The sequence below is a fragment of the Chryseobacterium sp. FR048 genome (assembly GCF_056844665.1).
The window spans coordinates 1-16,350 of record NZ_JBXDSE010000020.1 but is presented as its reverse complement, the minus strand read 5'-3'; the positions used below and the strand labels follow the sequence as shown (position 1 = coordinate 16,350).

Below are 16,350 nucleotides of genomic sequence, written 5' to 3'. Positions count from 1 at the left end.
GCCAGTTTTTATTTTATTTTTAAAAAATCCTTTATCGAAAGATAGAGGATTTTTTTTGCTTTATACTTAAGCCTACTCTCAGGATTTACCCCTCTTTACTCTTTATTCTTTGTTCTTTGTTCTGAATTTATCCCAGTTCTATTCCTTATATCATTACTGTTGTTATCAAACTGTTCTCTTCTTTTCCTTGGATAGTAATCTTCCCTGTAATACCAGCACACCTATTCCCCTGCACTTTTTCCATCACGGAGGGATCAAGACTACTTATCCACAATCCATTCTTTTAACCTGATATACCCACAGACTAAAGCTAACAGGTTTCTAAAACCTGTTAGGTTTGGAAATTCCCCGTATAATAGGGAACAAGCTATCTGTAATGAATAATAAGCCATAAGAAAGGCTGACCGTTGTTTCAGATACTGCTACCGATTCTTTAAAATCATTAATTTTACTTCAATTGCCAATTGATCGCTATAGATTTAGGCTAAGACTTATGAAACTCTTTTTTAATGAAAACGGGCTATCCTTCGGCTATGTTCAGGAGCCGTCTCTATTGAAGGAGGACTTATTACAGCTTGCTGATAAATTATCAGTTTGATACTACGGTAAAAATGATTCGGGCACTGTAGTTAGCAGCAGGAATGGTAACGGAAACACCGGATAGTTGTAGGATCAGGTTAATATTCGAGAAATGGGCTGTATTGTTTACCCCTAAAAGGCCTCCAAAACTTAACGTGAAGAAAGTTGTATCTGCAGTTGATACTATAGGGATAAAGGTATCTCCTCCGGTGATTGTAGCTGTACAAAGGGCACAAAGTCCACTTATTGAGCCTGTTGTTGAGCCTGTTCTCATTGCAGAAAGAATTAAAGAGCTGTTCCAGGCATTGGAGGTATAGCGCATTGTCATTTTTGCTCCTTTTCCTGAAAGGACATTGAGAAAATTCCCCGTTAATGTGGTAGATAATGTTATATCAGTCGCGGGAACTGAAGCATTACTATAAGTTCCTGTATAATTATTGCCGGCTTCGGTGATCGCAGGTATCGTGGCCGCCCAATCTCCGGAGACTGTGACTACCTGTGCTTTCAGGCAGCTGCCTATGATTAAAAGAATAATCCCTATGTTCCTTTTTCTGAGAAAGCGGTTTTTCATTTCCATATTTCAGTTTTATTCTGTGATGGTATAGACTATTGTAACAGTTGTATTGGTCTGAGCCAATAAATTGGCATAGGTACCTGGAACCAGAGAAATTGTGAGGCGATGCCCGTTATTAGTTCCATTGCCAGTATAAGCTCCCCCAATTCCACTTATGATCGTAGTTGGAGTGGTGGTAAGAGTTACCTGCCCTGAGGGAGTTCCCAGTGTACCTCCTCCTGCTCCTGATGCTGGTGCTGCCTGTAATCTGATATTAACCGATGAGAGGATGGGATTTGAATTAACAGAAGCGGTAATTCTTCTGGTAAGTCCTCCCGAAGTAATCGCAGAAGTATAATTGATCCATTTTGATGTGTTAGGTGTTGGGTTGGTAAGGGCATTTCCGGCTTCGGTAGGAGCTACAAAATTTAAAGTGATGTTTCCTGCGGGCTCTATATCCATTAAAGTTACGACAGGCAGAGTGAAGCTGACAGTTGACTGAGCGTAAAATATACCGGAGATCATAAAAGATGCTGTTAATAATAGGGGGCGTATCAGAATCATTTCTTCTTTTTTATTTCATTATATCCTACTTTTAAGGATTCCTTTTGATATTTGATCTCTATCTGTTGCTTGACGATCTGGATATTTAATTTTTTAGCTTCACCAGGCTGCAAGATAAACTGAAATTTATCCATTGAAATCTTATACCGTTTATCAAGACCATTTCGATAGACCTTGACAGTCCATTCTCCCGGCCGCAGATACGTAAAATCAAAATCTTCGTCAATGAAACAGATCTTGCGATAGGTCTGCTCATTGCTTACAGCCTCTAGGATGATGCTTTCTTTTTTGCTTTTTCGTTGTGTATTGGTATCAGCTTCCTGCAAGTTGATATGCCCTTGTATACCGGCGGCGGTAGTTAATCCGAAATTAAAAACATTTTCTTTATTGGAGAGAGAAAGTGCTGCAGGAAAAGTTGATGTTGGAATATCATTAATGTCTGTCGTAGAGCGGTCAATTTCCAGAAAGTAATTGCCAGGAACTATATTTTTAAAAATATAATTTCCTTCTTTATCTGTCACGGATAAATAGCTGCCCAACATTAATCGTACCCCATCTGTTTTTTTTATTCCAAGATTACTTATATTTCCTGATAAGGTAATGTACTCGGCGATTTTCTGTACCGGGACATTGGGGCGCCACGTATATCGCATAGAGAATATAAAATCTTTGTTGCCTATTTCACCCCGCTGCAACGAATATCTACCGGAGAGATCCAGTTCATTCCCTGGAAATAATTGCTGATGAAACAGAAGTTCAAACAAATTCCTATCCCTAAAATATTCTTCCGGGATATAGTTGTTCTGGTAAAAAATACTTAAACTGGTTTTATCGGAGAACTTACTGAAAACTCTTGCGCCGTAATAGAGTTGCTTCTGATTTTGGAGCTGATATCGGGAAGTGATCGCATAACTCCCAAAGACATTAAAAGAAGTCCTGAATTTTTCGAAGGTAAGATTGGCAGAATAGAAACTGGAATTGCCGTTAAATCCGGTCAGATAATTGTCTGTCTTTCCTATTTGTCCTTCAAGATTGATCCTAAATATTCCGATTTGCTGGTTCAGGCTTAGTCTTAGAAAACGTTCATAATAATCGAATTGTTTAGGCTCCAGACGGTCCTGGTATTTCTGATAGCCATTATTAAGCATTATAAAGCCACTGGACAGGTATTGGTACTGTATTCCGTATTGGAAGTACTGTCTGTATGGAGCGGCCAGAAATAGAGTGTCTCTTTCAAAATTTTTAGCATCCTGAGTATAGGTTGCCATTACATTGATCTTTTTTGATAACCTGTATTGAATATTTCCGTTAAAAGTATTCGTATTGGTAAAATATCCTGCAAACATAGGGCTGGCTTTCATATACATCAAACTTCCGCTGAGTTTTTCAAAATAGACTTCAGACTGGAGCATATAAGCTGTTCCCTCAGTTTTTTGGGTTGTACTGTAAGCAAATTCTCCGGAGAGAGTAATATTTCGGGTAATCCTGAATTTCCCCTTAGCGTAGGGAAGCTGGGCATTAGAATCCAGCCTTGTATCTCCATAATTGTTTTCCTCTTTTCTTGGAGTCTTGTACAGATAACCTACAGAAAATTCTGATTCTTTACGGATTTTAAACGTCGAATAGATGTTGAATTCATCTTTAATGTCCCTGAAAAACCTGGGATGATTATAAAAACCGCCCAAGCTTACTCTTTTAAAATCATAGCGTATCTCAGCTCCCCGTCCATATCTAGCAAATTCGGTCAGATAAGAGGCAGAATAGGTTTTATCTCCCAGATGGACCCATAAATTATCCCTCCGGTAGTTGACAAAATATTCTTCGTATTGAGTGAATGTATTAAACTCTATAGGATTGTGTGTGGCAGCATGAAATTCAATCTGATTTTTATTATCCTTATCCAATGAACCTTTACCATAGAGCTCACCCTGAAAGCCGTCATGATAAACGCCCATATTCTTCATCCCGATAAACGATAGGGAAGCTGAAACGGGAAGTCTGTGATAAATATCGACATCTGCAGGTTTTACAGCTATAACCTGAATACTTACATACACGTCCTGATTTTCTTTTGGATTATCTTTAGGACGGACGGAGAGATTAAAGTTCTGAAATTCATTTTGCCTGAGCTCAGGATCAGTTACTTTGTGAAGGGTAATAACTTTAGATTCATTCGGGCCTAAAGTGAGAGAGGACTCTTGTTCAATAACTGCTTTTTTGCTTTCTAAAATAAACGTTTCCGTTACGTTCCCATTATTTTTTAATAGAAATGAAGTACGAATAGTTTCACCTGCTCTTGTAAATTCCGGAGAATCGAGCACACTTACGGTAAATTTTCTGTTTCCTGCAATGGTAATGTCCGAGTGTTTGGAAAAAACAATCCCGGTATTCAGGTCTGTAATATGTAATGTAACAGAGTAGGGTCCCTGCGCGGTTTCTGCTGCAATGCGCAAAGGAACCAGATATATCGAAGTTTCATGAGCTGCAATCTGGAATTTTCCTTTGGCTAAAATAGGGGTGATGTGTGGGTTTGAAGTGGTAACTGAAATATCATAAGTTTTGTTTTCAGCAGAACTGTTTTCTAATGCAAATGGAATAGAAGTAGACATTCCTGGCATTAGACTATCTTTTTTACTGATCAATCGTTCTGACTGCTGCTGAGAAAAAATAGATACCGGGAATAAGAGTAGGATAATAAATAATGTCCACGTTTTAATCATTTTTTACTTCTAATTCCACATTGATTGCAAAGGCATTCTCTTCTTCATCTGTAGCCATTATCGTAGCAGTATATTGATCCGGTGGTACTTTACTGATCTCAATAGGAAAAGTTTTGGAAGTAGTAGGAAGAAGCCCCATCGTTAAGCTGGAGAAGGTCCCTATTTTTTTTCCTGTTTTACGATGATAGATCTCAATAGATGCAGTTGGCCTACAATAAAGATTTCCGTTATTGGCAATAGCAATTTTTACGGTTTGTTTTCCTTCTTCTTTCTCTACTTTTACGTTTTCGAATTTAAGGTCTGGTTTAGCCTTTTCTGTTTCAATATCCGTAATGACCTGGATGGCATAGCGTACAACAGACGTAATATTTACCCCTGGTTTATTGTCACTGGGCTTTATGTCATCCACAGGTTCTACAATAATCACACTCCAGTAGCTTCCTGGATCTAAGGCCTGATTGGGAACCGTAATTTCGTAAAAAACTTCTGTCTTTTCTTTACCCTTCAGAGTAACCAGATTAGTATTGAGTTTGATCCAGTTACCGTTGGTTCTGTTATTGGTATGCAGTTCAGTATAATTGAGCGTCCCATCGGCATGGTACGTGAAGTCCTGTAAAAATAATTTTACATTCTGAGGGTTACTGCTTGTATTTTCAATAGCAATTTTTCCTTTATAAACTTTTCCGTTTTCTATTTTATAAGAATGCGTAAGTCCGTTGAGAACCACAATACCGGCATGTAAAAAGGCAAACTGCAACATAAAGGTGATCAAAAGAAGAATACGCTTTATCATGATTGATATAAAATTTGAAATTAAATTATTCACAAATACAAAACCAGGAAGAAACTGCGTGACAATTTCTTCTTGTTTTTGAAATACAGAGTAGAATTTGTTTAAATTCTAGTTATCTGATATAGTATAGGTTACTGTGGTTTGTGTATTTGCTGTTACCTGTAAATCTGCATAGTTGGCAACTCCTCCAGGGCCACTTCCTGCAACAACAGCATACGTAAGATTGTGCCCGTTGTTGGCGCCGTTACCAGTGTAAGCACTTCCTATACCGGAAATAATTGTCTGATCTACGGCACTTAGCGTGAGTACTCCTGCAGATGTACCTAGCGTTCCTGCACCTGCACCCGTAGGGCCAGCGGCGGTTAGGTGAATATCCACTCCTTGAATAAGTGGACCTAATTTAACCGTTACAGTACGGGTATCAGAACCGGATTTAATGGAAGAATAATTGAGCCATAAGCTATTGTTAGCCGGGCTTGCAACAATCGAATTTCCTGCTTCTGTAGGAGCAGTGAATCCAAGAACCAGATTTTTTGAAGCAGAAGGTTCAATATCTACCAGGGCAACTTTAGGAACACTGATCGTGATCGTATGGCTGTCTGAAGCCGTGTCCTGAGCACTTAGATTTCCGGATACTAAGGCTGCAAATAAAGACATTGCAATTGTTAATTTTAGTTTTTTCATGATGCTGATAATTAGTATAGTGAATATAATAAAATTCAGTATACTGTGAAAAAAATATACAATAATTTTTATATTGATGATTATTTCACTTTTATAAAGCGATATAATTGAGAATGATTTAGTGACTTATTATGAAAAAATCCTGCACAAATAGGTGCAGGATTTGAAGAGTTATTTATATTTTTTCTATGCCCAATGCGGATCAGAGACGGAAACCTTACCCGTCTCTATTCTCCCCGCAAAATGCCAAAGATGATCTTCCTGTAAAATTTTAATATCATACCAACCTTTATTTTTACTGAGGTCAAAGATTATTTTTTCTTCCGGCTTTTGTAATGAGATTGTCTTTTGAGTCTTCCCATATAGGTCTTCCAGGATCAACTTGCTGTTTTTCTTTTGAGAATTTTTGAAAATCAGTTCGATCTGATGCTGTGCCGTATTATTCACTAGTGCCACTTCAAGATCCGGAACAGTATTCCCTTTGAATTTCCTGAAAAAACCGTTCGGCCCAAAGACTTCATAGTCATATTCACCTGAGTGTGCAGGATGTGATAATTCCTGTTTTGAATATAATGCATAAGAAAAATGATAATCAGTCCCGTTGAATCGGGTTCTGTCATACATCAGCAAAGGAACTCCGTTTTCTTTTAAATTGGTCATTCTAATCTTTCCGTTTTCCAGATTCACGTGGAAGTTATAAGGAAGCGGATTGGAAGGTTTAAGCCCTCTTTCCTGAATTTCAAGCAAATGAGGATTAAGCTCATTTTCAGCATACCATTTCAGATCCGGAACCGGTTTATTCTTAGCTGCATTGATGGTTTTCGCATAATCTTTCTGATTCAGATAATCCATTGACGGCGCTTTTACACTTGAAGCGTTGAATGCAGAGGTAAGATCTCCGCAGACAGCTCTTCTCCAATCACTGATCGTGTCAACATGAACATTTTTACTGAATTTTTTCATGATGAATTTTTCCAGAAACTGTAATACGGAAGTGTGGTCTGATACTTCAGAATTTACAAAGCCACCCTTTGTCCAGGGAGAAGCGATGATCATAGGGACTCTGTAACCCAGCCCTACAGTTCCTTCTGTCTTTTCATAATCTTTCAGAGAAGGATCAGCCATGTATTTCTGCGACTTATCTACGTATTCAGCACCTTCTTTTCCGTTCATATCCACCGGCTGACTCGGATTCATAGGCGGAGCAAAAGGTAGAACGTGATCAAAATAACCGTCATTTTCATCATAGTTGATGATGAAAATTGTTTTTTTCCAGGTTTCAGGATCTTTGGTCAGAATGTTTAAAACTTCTGAAATATACCAGGCTCCATACCAGGGAGATCCCGGGTGATCAGAAAAATGCTCAGGAGCTACCAGCCACGAAACCAGCGGAAGCTTTTTCTCTTCCACATCTTTTCTGAACTGGAACAGAACATCTCCCTTAGGAACCACCAGTCTTTCTCCGTTTTCATCCTTTCCAATTTCCAGATTCCAGTAATCAGGATCGTTGGAGTTGGTAGTAAATGCTTTTTCGTGAAGATTTTTCTCTTCCTTTGATAATTTAGAATAATTGTCCGGATGATACTTTACCTGGTCTTCCTTCAGTTCAGCGATCACCGCTTCCAGTCTTTCTTTCTGCTTAGGATTTTTTTCAATCTCTTTTTTCAGATTGTCGATGATCTTGGGAATATGCTGATAATATCCTTTTGAAAATTTAACATTGAACTTTGAGAACCATTCAATCGGGTTATCCGTAAAGTTGCTCAGCCATGCTTCCTGTTCTCCGGACATTCCTTTTGGAAGGCTGATCTCATTTTGGTAGATCCTCCATGATACGTTCTGCTCTTCGAGAATTTCCGGAAAGCTTTTCCATTTTGCCTGTCTGGCTTTATCATAATCAATATCATCATTGACGACATTGGCCTTTGCACTTCCGTTTTTCTGCTCCCTTAAAGTTCCGGACCAAAGAAACAGCCTGTTGGGAGTCGTTCCGGTTAATGAAGAACAGAAATACTGATCAAATATCGTAAATGCATCTGCCAGCTGATAATAAAAAGGAAGATCTTCACGGTTATAGTACCCTAAAGTCAAAGGAATATTTTTATAATCCTTATTTCCGGAAGCTTTTGCCTGAAGCCATTGGTCATATTTGCCTTTATTCAATGCATTCTGCTGGTTTTCCCATGAATGGGGCAGCGAACTCATCCAGGTAGATTTGGTATTCCTTAAATCCAGACGGGCAGGAGCAGCATATTTTCCTGTATTATCTTTTTGAAAAAACGCAGGATGGCCATCCTGCTTTACAAAAGTCCTTTGATCCAGAAAGCCCCGAACCCCTTTCAATGCTCCGAAAGCATGATCAAATGAACGGTTCTCCTGCATAAGGATCACCACATGCTCGGCATCATAAAAAGTAGATTGCGCAGCTGGATCAATGGCTAAAGCCTTCAGAATGGCAGGATGCAGAACACTTGAAGTTCCCAGTCCCGCCAATAAAATACTTGATTTCTCTAAAAATTCTCTTCTGTTCATGTTCAGTCGTAATAAGAAAGAAACCGCAAGTTAATAGGATTTTCCTGCGATTTCTTTGTTTTATAAAAAAATAATCAGATTTCTATTGCAGCCACCAAGGTTTGGAATTGATATTGTCATTTCCTCCGTACTGTGCTGTAAGGGCTGTCTTTAAATTGGCACTGTTATAATTGTACTCAGATTGCGGGTATCTGAACCTGAATGGAGCTGATGCACCTGGCTTTAAAGGATAATTAGGATACCCCGTTCTTAAATAATCATAATAAGAAGTCCACTGTGCCTGATGGAACATCGTCATATACTTTTGAGTAATGATTTTTTCCAGTTGCGCTTGTAACGGAGCCGCATCACTATAAACAACCAATGGAGTCGTAAGATACTGGTTCACGTCAAAACCAGAGAAGTATTGTCCCGGATTTTTCACATAAGCCTGGTAAAAATTGAAACTTGCTTTGATGGCATTATCGTAGTGGGTTTTTGCAGATCCGGAAATCCAGCCTCTCGCTGTAGCTTCAGCCAGAATAAATTCGAGTTCTGAATAGCTCAGGATAGAAGAAGGTTCGTTGGTAGGATCTTTATAAAAACGGTCGTTGACTTTAGAAATATTTTTATCTTTGATCAGAGTAGCGTTGTCAGAATAAGATAAAATTGGATTTCCGCCGTTGTATGCTGAGAAATCTGTGATCGCTTTTCCTGCTTCTTTGGCGCCGGTTGTTTGTGCTGCAAACGTAAACAGTCGGGGATCCTGTCTGTCTTTAAAAAAGTTGATGAAATAATCAGCCATATATAAACTCGACCCGTATCCACTGTTGTTGAACATCGTATATCTGCTGTCTGCGGCATCTGCAAATTTAAGGGCCCCGTTATCAGCAATAGATGTCATCAAAGGTTGGCTTCCTGCAATAGATGCGAATTCCGTTGCAATATTATAGCTTCCTACCGTCGTTTTTTTAGATAAAGTGATTAAAATTTTCAGACGGAATGAATTGATCAGCTTTTTCCATTTGGCAGCATCTCCATTGAAAACAATATCTCCCTCAATTTTATCATTGGTATTGATCAGATCATTGGCTTCTTTCAATTCTGATAAAATTCCGGACATGATCGCTTCCTGGCTGTCATATTTAGGCTGTGTAATTCCCAATTCACCTTTGGCAGCTTCTGAATAAGGCGCACTTCCCACCTTTAAACTGATTGTAAAAAAGTGATACGCTCTGAAGAATTTACCGATCGCCACATAATTTTTATTATGGATCTTTTCGGCTTCCTGCATCATTTTTACGGTATTCAGAATCCCTTTGGTATAGACTTCAAAAGAAGCATCATTCCATTTCAGATACTGATACGTATTTTCTCCGTCAGTACCGATCATCATTCTTGAAGCATACATATTGTCTCCATTCACCTGAAAAGCATCTTTGGCAACATAGGTCAGCAGATATTTGGGATCAATACTGGCCTGGTCATTGGGGTTTTCATTGATTTTATCCAGATTAGACTCACAGGAAGCTAATGTCATAAGACCTCCTACAAATAGGGATTTTATCAACCATTTCGCTGTTTTGCCTTTTTGTCCTTTCGCTTTGTTTATATTATTTTTCATTGTATTGACTTACTTTTAAATTAAAACTTAAGATTAAACCCGATCCCAAACCATCTACTTGACGGATCCTGAATATCATTCGTAATATCATCCGTTCTTCCCGATCTGATCTGGAAATCAGGATCAGAATAAAGGTTCTTCGATTTTTTCCACATCGCCAGATTGTAAGCAGAAATGTTGGCAGTGAAGCCTTTTACCATTCCTTTTGGGTTGAGTAATGAAGAGAAATCGTATTCCAGTACAACAGATCTTAACTTGATAAACGTTCTGTCAAACACGTTCGCAAATTCTTCGCTCTCAGCCTGCGTTACCCTTGCCTGGTAAGGATAGTTCTGAGCCCAGTCCTGGAAACTGATGGCTTTGGTATGTGGTGTATAAAGCCCCGTTGTAGGATTGTAGTTTACCCCATCCGGTACGAAGAAATAGGTTTTTGGATTAGCATATTCAAGATCCCTGTAAGCTACAGAATTAGGATGCTTGCCTCCCCACCACATTTTTTCAACAACCTGCGATCTCATGACACCTCCTATACTTCCATCGATTCCGATATTCAGAGAGAACTTTTTATATTTGAAGGTGTTGTTGAATCCAAAAGTCCAGTCCGGATTAAAATGTCCCAGATTGCTTGGGGCATTAGCCCTTGTTGGCATCCCTGAATTGGCATCCAGAATCACTTTTCCGTCCGGAGACTTCTGCCATGTATAATCATAATAGCTGTCCATTCTTTCGCCCAGCTTGATATTCTTGTAGTTTGGCATATTGTCATAGATGGAGGTTAGCTTTTGTTCATACGTGCTCCAGTTGATCAACGTTTTCCAGGTAAAGTCAGCTGTTTTTACAGGTACCAGGCCAAGGGAGATTTCGAATCCTTTGGTAGTGTATTCATTCCCGTTTACATACTGTGAAGTGAAACCTGATGATTCTGCGCTTGGGAATTCAAGAATGTTATTATAATCCAGAGTTCTGAAATAAGTGGCATCTAATGTAATTCTGTTGTTCAGGAACCCTGCGCTTAGTCCTAATTCATAAGATTTTGTCTGTTCAGGTTTCAGCGAGTTTTCAATATTCAGAGTAGTAGGATAGTAATACGTAGGATTTCCGTTGAATGTGATTCCTTTATTGTTCAGATAGTAATTTCTGGTAGAATAAGGCTGGAAATCGTAGGCCACTTTCGCCCATGAAGCGGAAAGCTTTAGCAGATTGATGGCTTCAGGCATTTTAACCAGATTGGAAATCACCGCACTGATCGATGCAGATGGGTAGAAATAAGATCTGTTTGCCTTAGGAAGGGTAGAAGACCAGTCGTTACGTCCGGAGATATTGATGAAAAACGCATTGTACAACCCAATATCAATAGTAGAATAGGCACTGTAGATCAGCTTTTCTTTCAGATAAGCATATTTTTTCAGCGATCCGATAGAGTTTTCGAATGTATAGACTTCCGGAACTTTCAAGCCGTCTGTGGAAGTTTCATTGATATTATTTTTAAAATAGAAGGCGGAACCTCCGGCATTCACGGTGATGTCAAAATTATCCGATATTTTTTTCTTGTAAGTAGCCAGTACATCATAGTTAAGATTCCAGGTTTTATTGTCTTTCAGAATATAACCGCCACTTCTTGGAGCACTGTAGTTGAAATAAGAGTAAGGACTTAAAGTCTCTCTTTTCACATGGTTTTCGACAATAGATATTTTACCTTTTACAGAGAAATCTTTTGTAGCCTTATATTCCAAACCGGTCTGCGCATTGATGATATTGGTTCTGTTTTGGTTTTTATAATATTCAGCCCCGAACCATGGGTTGTTGTACCAGGCATAGTTCCAGTTAGCCTGTGCCCTTCCTTCTTTTCCCGGAATCCACATATGGTTTTTCAGTGCTCTGCCGTCTACATCACCTCCCATCCAGATCAGGATGGTGTACATATGTCCACTCGGGTTGTAATCGTAGTTGGGAATGTTTGGAGTATAGGCCTGGGTAAAATTGAATTTCGTATCAAAGATCAATTTGTCGCCAAGATGATTTTCAGAAGAGAAATTTACTCCATATCTCTGAAGATAAGAATTAGGAACCCTGTCGTCATAATTCATGAAGTTTCCTGAAAGTCTGTAGACATCTTTGTTATTTTTATAGCTGATTGCAAAATTGTTATTGTTGATTACTGCAGGCTTTAAAAACGTATTTAAATTATCATGGTATTTCCAGTCGATAGGAACTCTTTCGTATCTCGACTTGTCATTATACTGAGTATCTGTCACAGCACCATACCAAGGGATAACCTGTCCTGTCGTTTTATCCCGTATCGGGCTGTTCCATTGGGCAATCTGAAGTCCCGGAACAAATTTTGGTCCCCAGATCATATCTCCGTCATTCACTCCACCATCGGCTCCATCCCAGAATTCATATTTTCCGTGAGAACCGTTTCCATATTCTGTCTGGGTTTTCGGAAGATTGGTAAAACCACCTGTAATCATGGTGTTTTGAGAAAACTCAACAGAAAAGCCTTTCTTTTTAGCACTTTTTGTGGTGATCAGAACCGCTCCATAACGACCTCTTGAACCGTATAGGGCAGAAGCGGTAGCTCCTTTCAGTACGTTGATGTTTTCAATATTGTTAGGATCTAAATTCTGGAAAACTTCTTTTTCTACAATAACCCCATCAATGACGAAAACCAGATTGGAGTTTCCTCTTAGCGTAAACTGAGGAGCCTGTTGCATCCCGGTAGGATTGGAAACACTAAGACCGGCAACCTGACCGGAGAATAAATTACCGATACTTGGTGTCGTGATCGTTTCAAACTGTTTTGTACCTACTTCCTGAGTAGAATATCCTATCTTTTCTTTCTTTTTGGCAATTCCCAAAGCAGTAATAACTACGCCTTCAATCTGCTTTTCATTGGTCTTTTTCAAAACAATGGAATATTGCTTCTTTGAAGAAACCTCAACGGTGTAGACTGAAAAATCAGGAGCCAGGAACTCCAGAATATCTTTAGGATTGGCTGAAATGGTAAAATTACCATTTTCGTCTGTCGTAGCGGTCTTTCCTGTGTTTTTATCGGTAATATTTACCCCGGAAACACTCGTGCCGCTTTCAGATTTTACATTTCCGGAGATAGCAACCTCCTGAGCTGTAAGGTATAAGGGAAGTAGAAAAACTGCAAACGTAGCTAAAGCTTTCTTCATTTTTTTGAATGCAAATTTAGCCGGGCACTATTACGTAAAGTTTAATGTGATATTAAAATAAAAATACGATTTTAATATTTTTTAACAGAGATAATTAATGAAACGGTAAAGTGAAAAAAGACTTTTGTATAAGGTTTTTTGCTTTTTTATATGGTATGTATCATAGTTGTTGAAGAGGTTAGAACTTTTCAGATTGATCACTTTGTCAAAGCTCTCTTTTGGAATAGGAGCAAGGCTGTGTTTTATCGTTGAAAACTGAAAAAAGAGTTCTGACAGAACGTTTAGAAGCGGCTCAGAATACCCCAATGGATCTTAATATCATTGAATTTAAAAGGATTTCCAAATTCATTACCATTCGACAGCTGGAAACTCATCAATCCGATTGGAATAAAGAAATTGAACCCAAGTCCTACACTGTAGAGTTTAGGCTTTACATTCAAAGATTTGTTATTGAGCTGCCCATATTGTCCAAAGACATCAAAAAACGCCTGGTTGCCGATGAGGTACCGGTATTCCAGACTTCCATAATAATAAAAGTCGGCGGCGAGGGAATTTTCGTTGAACCCCCGCATAGAATTCCAGCCTCCGAAACGGTATAATTCGTTTGCGGAAAACTCGACCTTAGAGTCCATCATGGCTCCTTCAGCTTTGATATTCAGGAAGTGGTTTCCGGAAATATTATAATTATGCTCCCCGAAGAAATAAAACTGGTTCTGGGTTGCTTTGGTATTATCTTTCGAATAAGTGGTTGTCAGGAAATCATATCCGGCATTGATCCTTGTTTTGTAAAGGAAGAGATCAATATCAGTAGGTTCCGTCATTTCATACCAGATTCCGAGCCCTTTTTTGTTGTAGTCTTTTCCCTGAACGTATAATGAATCAATGATCGTAGAGGTTTCCAAAGTTCCTCTGAGACCGATTTTATTACGGTTGTTGATATGGTAATAGAAAGCGGGAAGGAATTTTACATTGGCAAAAGTAGAATCCTGTCTGTAGATATTCACCTTTGCATTCATTCCTACATTCGATTTGAAAAGATAGGGAATATCTACCTGAAGGTCAAAATTCTGTCCTTTATCTGGGTTTCTCTGCCAGTATAGATTGATCGTCTCAAAACCATTGAACATGTTCCTGAAATTCACATTCATGGTTCCGTTCAGGGTAAATTTATCTGACTTGTCATTTCCAAAACCGATGACGCCGTCAAAAGTATTGGTTTTTTTCTTTTCGAGGAACAGGTAAATATTGGTGGAATCTTTGGTGAATAAGGTCTGAGGTTGCCGCTCCAGGGTTAGAAACGGATGGCTCTGAAAATTTTTGTTGACGGCTATCAAATTCTTTTCATCATAATTTTTGCCTTTGAATTCCTTTTCCAGGTTTTTGATGAATCTTTTGGGAACCTTTTCGTATCCTTTTACAACAAAGCCGTCGATCGTTCTTTTATCATTCTTGTTGATGTCCAGTTCCACAATAGGAAAACCGTTCTTCTGCCCTTTATATTTAGATTTGATCCTGCTGAAGGAATATCCGTCATCAATATAGCTTTTGTTGATGCTTTTCTTGGTGGAATCTAAATTTTTAGTGAAAAAATCTTTTCTGATCTTGAGCTTCTGAGCAATGGAATCTGAGAGATCCACATACGTTTCGTTGAAATTCTTTCCTTTGTCATAGAAAATTTCTGTACTGTCTCCCTTTACTTTAACATTCTTCAGCTGGGTGAAAAAGTAATTGTTCTGAGCCAGTGAATCCAGGAATTTTACTGCAGAAACAGAGTCTTTTACCTTTTTTCTGACTTTGGTTTCCGTATCAATCAGCCAATACTGTTTTTTCTGCGCTTGGGTAAAAACGCAGAACAGAACAAAAAATATTTTTAAAAGTAATTTCAATTTGTCATTCTGAATATAAGTAAAGACTTACGAACATCGTCCGGAAGCGGAATGAAGAATTTTTATAAAAGTACAAAAAGATTCTTCACTGCATTTCATTCTGGGCAGAATGAAAATGCGTCCTATCAATCAACTAATTTTTATCCAGTTTATTATATTTCTTCATCAAATTCTCATAAACTCCCTGAGGAAGAATCCATTTCAACGGAACTCCGATCTTCTGCCCGAATTTACCAAAATAATAATGAGCCTTCCATTTATTTTTTCCTAAAAGCTTTTCAATGTATTCAGCAACCTCCAATGGTTCAGTTCCGTCATTCACATGAGCATTCATCAGGGAATATACTTTATCAAAAACTTTTTTGTAGGGTTGGGAAACTTCTGCAATGACTCTGTTTTCTGCAATATTGGTTTTTATATCTCCCAAATGCAGTGAGCATACGTCAATATTCCAGGGGTAAACTTCATACCTCATCGCTTCAGTTACCTTATCCAGAGCAGACTTTGAGGCAGAGTAAAATCCACGGAAAGGAAGTCCCATTTCACTTCCGATGCTGGATACGTTGATGATCTTTCCAAATTTATGCTCACGCATGTTCGGAAGAACTGCACTCATCATCTGCACAGCTCCTGCCAGATTCAGACTGAAAAGTTTTAAAATATCTTCTTTCGTAGAATCTTCCACAGCACCTACCATTCCCATTCCTGCATTGTTGATCAGTACATCAATTTTTGTTTCTGATTGCAGAACTTCGGCAATCGCATTCTGAACAGCAGTGTTGTCAGTAACATCAGTAGGGATCGATTTGAAATACTGACTTTCTGTATATTTTCTGCTTAAGCCATATACTTTATGTCCTTTTTTACCAAAATACTCGGCCAATGCAAATCCGATTCCTGATGAGGTTCCTGTAATGATAATGGTCATTTGATCTGTAGAATTTTAATTTCAGCAAATGTAAAAAAAGAATAATGAAGTCAGCATATGATAATACCTGAAAATAGATTATGATTCCCAAAAAACAGGTCAGAAATATCTGGAATAATTCATTGATATTGGAATAATTGTTATATTTAATAACTTAAAAAAACAAAAACAAATGAGAAAACAAATGATTTTCAGACTGTCTGTTCTGGCAGTCTTTCTCGCTCTGCTATGGTCATGCCGGAGTGAAGATTTCGTAAAAACGGAGACCAATCCTCAAAGAAACAATGCAGATTTCTTTAAACACAAATCTTCTTTGAGTGCCAAAAACA

The 16,350-nt window shown here is 38.5% G+C and carries 10 protein-coding genes; all 10 read right to left on the bottom strand.

Annotated features, from left to right (window positions below; translation table 11 throughout):
- Positions 1-589: 589 nt before the first annotated feature.
- Positions 590-1,150 carry a hypothetical protein gene (locus AC106K_RS27970; protein ID WP_482448910.1) on the bottom strand — a complete coding sequence of 187 codons (561 nt, stop codon included), beginning with the start codon at positions 1,148-1,150 and terminating at the stop codon, positions 590-592.
- A gap of 15 nt (positions 1,151-1,165) precedes the next feature.
- Positions 1,166-1,657 (bottom strand): hypothetical protein, encoded by a 492-nt coding sequence (locus AC106K_RS27965; RefSeq protein WP_482448909.1) that lies wholly within the window; start codon positions 1,655-1,657, stop codon positions 1,166-1,168.
- A gap of 35 nt (positions 1,658-1,692) precedes the next feature.
- A complete protein-coding gene (locus AC106K_RS27960; RefSeq protein ID WP_482448908.1) occupies positions 1,693-4,416 on the bottom strand; it encodes a COG1470 family protein in 2,724 nt (907 codons plus the stop codon).
- Positions 4,409-5,209 carry a WxL protein host-binding domain-containing protein gene (locus AC106K_RS27955; RefSeq protein ID WP_482448907.1) on the bottom strand — a complete coding sequence of 267 codons (801 nt, stop codon included), beginning with the start codon at positions 5,207-5,209 and terminating at the stop codon, positions 4,409-4,411. Before AC106K_RS27955 ends, AC106K_RS27960 begins: the two co-directional genes overlap by 8 nt.
- A gap of 108 nt (positions 5,210-5,317) precedes the next feature.
- Complete coding sequence (locus AC106K_RS27950; protein WP_482448905.1) at positions 5,318-5,893, bottom strand: hypothetical protein; 576 nt, start codon at positions 5,891-5,893, stop codon at positions 5,318-5,320.
- 186 nt (positions 5,894-6,079) lie between these two features.
- Positions 6,080-8,425: a phosphocholine-specific phospholipase C gene (locus AC106K_RS27945; protein ID WP_482448904.1), complete on the bottom strand. Its 2,346-nt coding sequence runs from the start codon at positions 8,423-8,425 to the stop codon at positions 6,080-6,082.
- A gap of 82 nt (positions 8,426-8,507) precedes the next feature.
- A complete protein-coding gene (locus AC106K_RS27940; RefSeq protein WP_482448903.1) occupies positions 8,508-10,028 on the bottom strand; it encodes a SusD/RagB family nutrient-binding outer membrane lipoprotein in 1,521 nt (506 codons plus the stop codon).
- Positions 10,029-10,048: 20 nt separating this feature from the next.
- A complete protein-coding gene (locus AC106K_RS27935; protein ID WP_482448902.1) occupies positions 10,049-13,207 on the bottom strand; it encodes a SusC/RagA family TonB-linked outer membrane protein in 3,159 nt (1,052 codons plus the stop codon).
- 281 nt (positions 13,208-13,488) lie between these two features.
- Positions 13,489-15,093: an autotransporter assembly complex protein TamA gene (locus tag AC106K_RS27930; protein WP_482448901.1), complete on the bottom strand. Its 1,605-nt coding sequence runs from the start codon at positions 15,091-15,093 to the stop codon at positions 13,489-13,491.
- A 133-nt stretch (positions 15,094-15,226) separates the two neighbouring features.
- On the bottom strand, positions 15,227-16,021 hold the full coding sequence (locus tag AC106K_RS27925; protein ID WP_482448900.1) for an SDR family oxidoreductase: 795 nt from the start codon (positions 16,019-16,021) through the stop codon (positions 15,227-15,229).
- Positions 16,022-16,350: the final 329 nt, after the last annotated feature.

Coding starts and splice junctions, on each gene's coding strand:
- AC106K_RS27925 (WP_482448900.1), bottom strand. CDS start 16,021: ATGACCATTATCATTACAGGAACCTCATCAGGAATCGGATTTGCATTG.
- AC106K_RS27960 (WP_482448908.1), bottom strand. CDS start 4,416: ATGATTAAAACGTGGACATTATTTATTATCCTACTCTTATTCCCGGTA.
- AC106K_RS27935 (WP_482448902.1), bottom strand. CDS start 13,207: ATGAAGAAAGCTTTAGCTACGTTTGCAGTTTTTCTACTTCCCTTATAC.
- AC106K_RS27945 (WP_482448904.1), bottom strand. CDS start 8,425: ATGAACAGAAGAGAATTTTTAGAGAAATCAAGTATTTTATTGGCGGGA.
- AC106K_RS27970 (WP_482448910.1), bottom strand. CDS start 1,150: ATGAAAAACCGCTTTCTCAGAAAAAGGAACATAGGGATTATTCTTTTA.
- AC106K_RS27950 (WP_482448905.1), bottom strand. CDS start 5,893: ATGAAAAAACTAAAATTAACAATTGCAATGTCTTTATTTGCAGCCTTA.
- AC106K_RS27955 (WP_482448907.1), bottom strand. CDS start 5,209: ATGATAAAGCGTATTCTTCTTTTGATCACCTTTATGTTGCAGTTTGCC.
- AC106K_RS27965 (WP_482448909.1), bottom strand. CDS start 1,657: ATGATCTCCGGTATATTTTACGCTCAGTCAACTGTCAGCTTCACTCTG.
- AC106K_RS27940 (WP_482448903.1), bottom strand. CDS start 10,028: ATGAAAAATAATATAAACAAAGCGAAAGGACAAAAAGGCAAAACAGCG.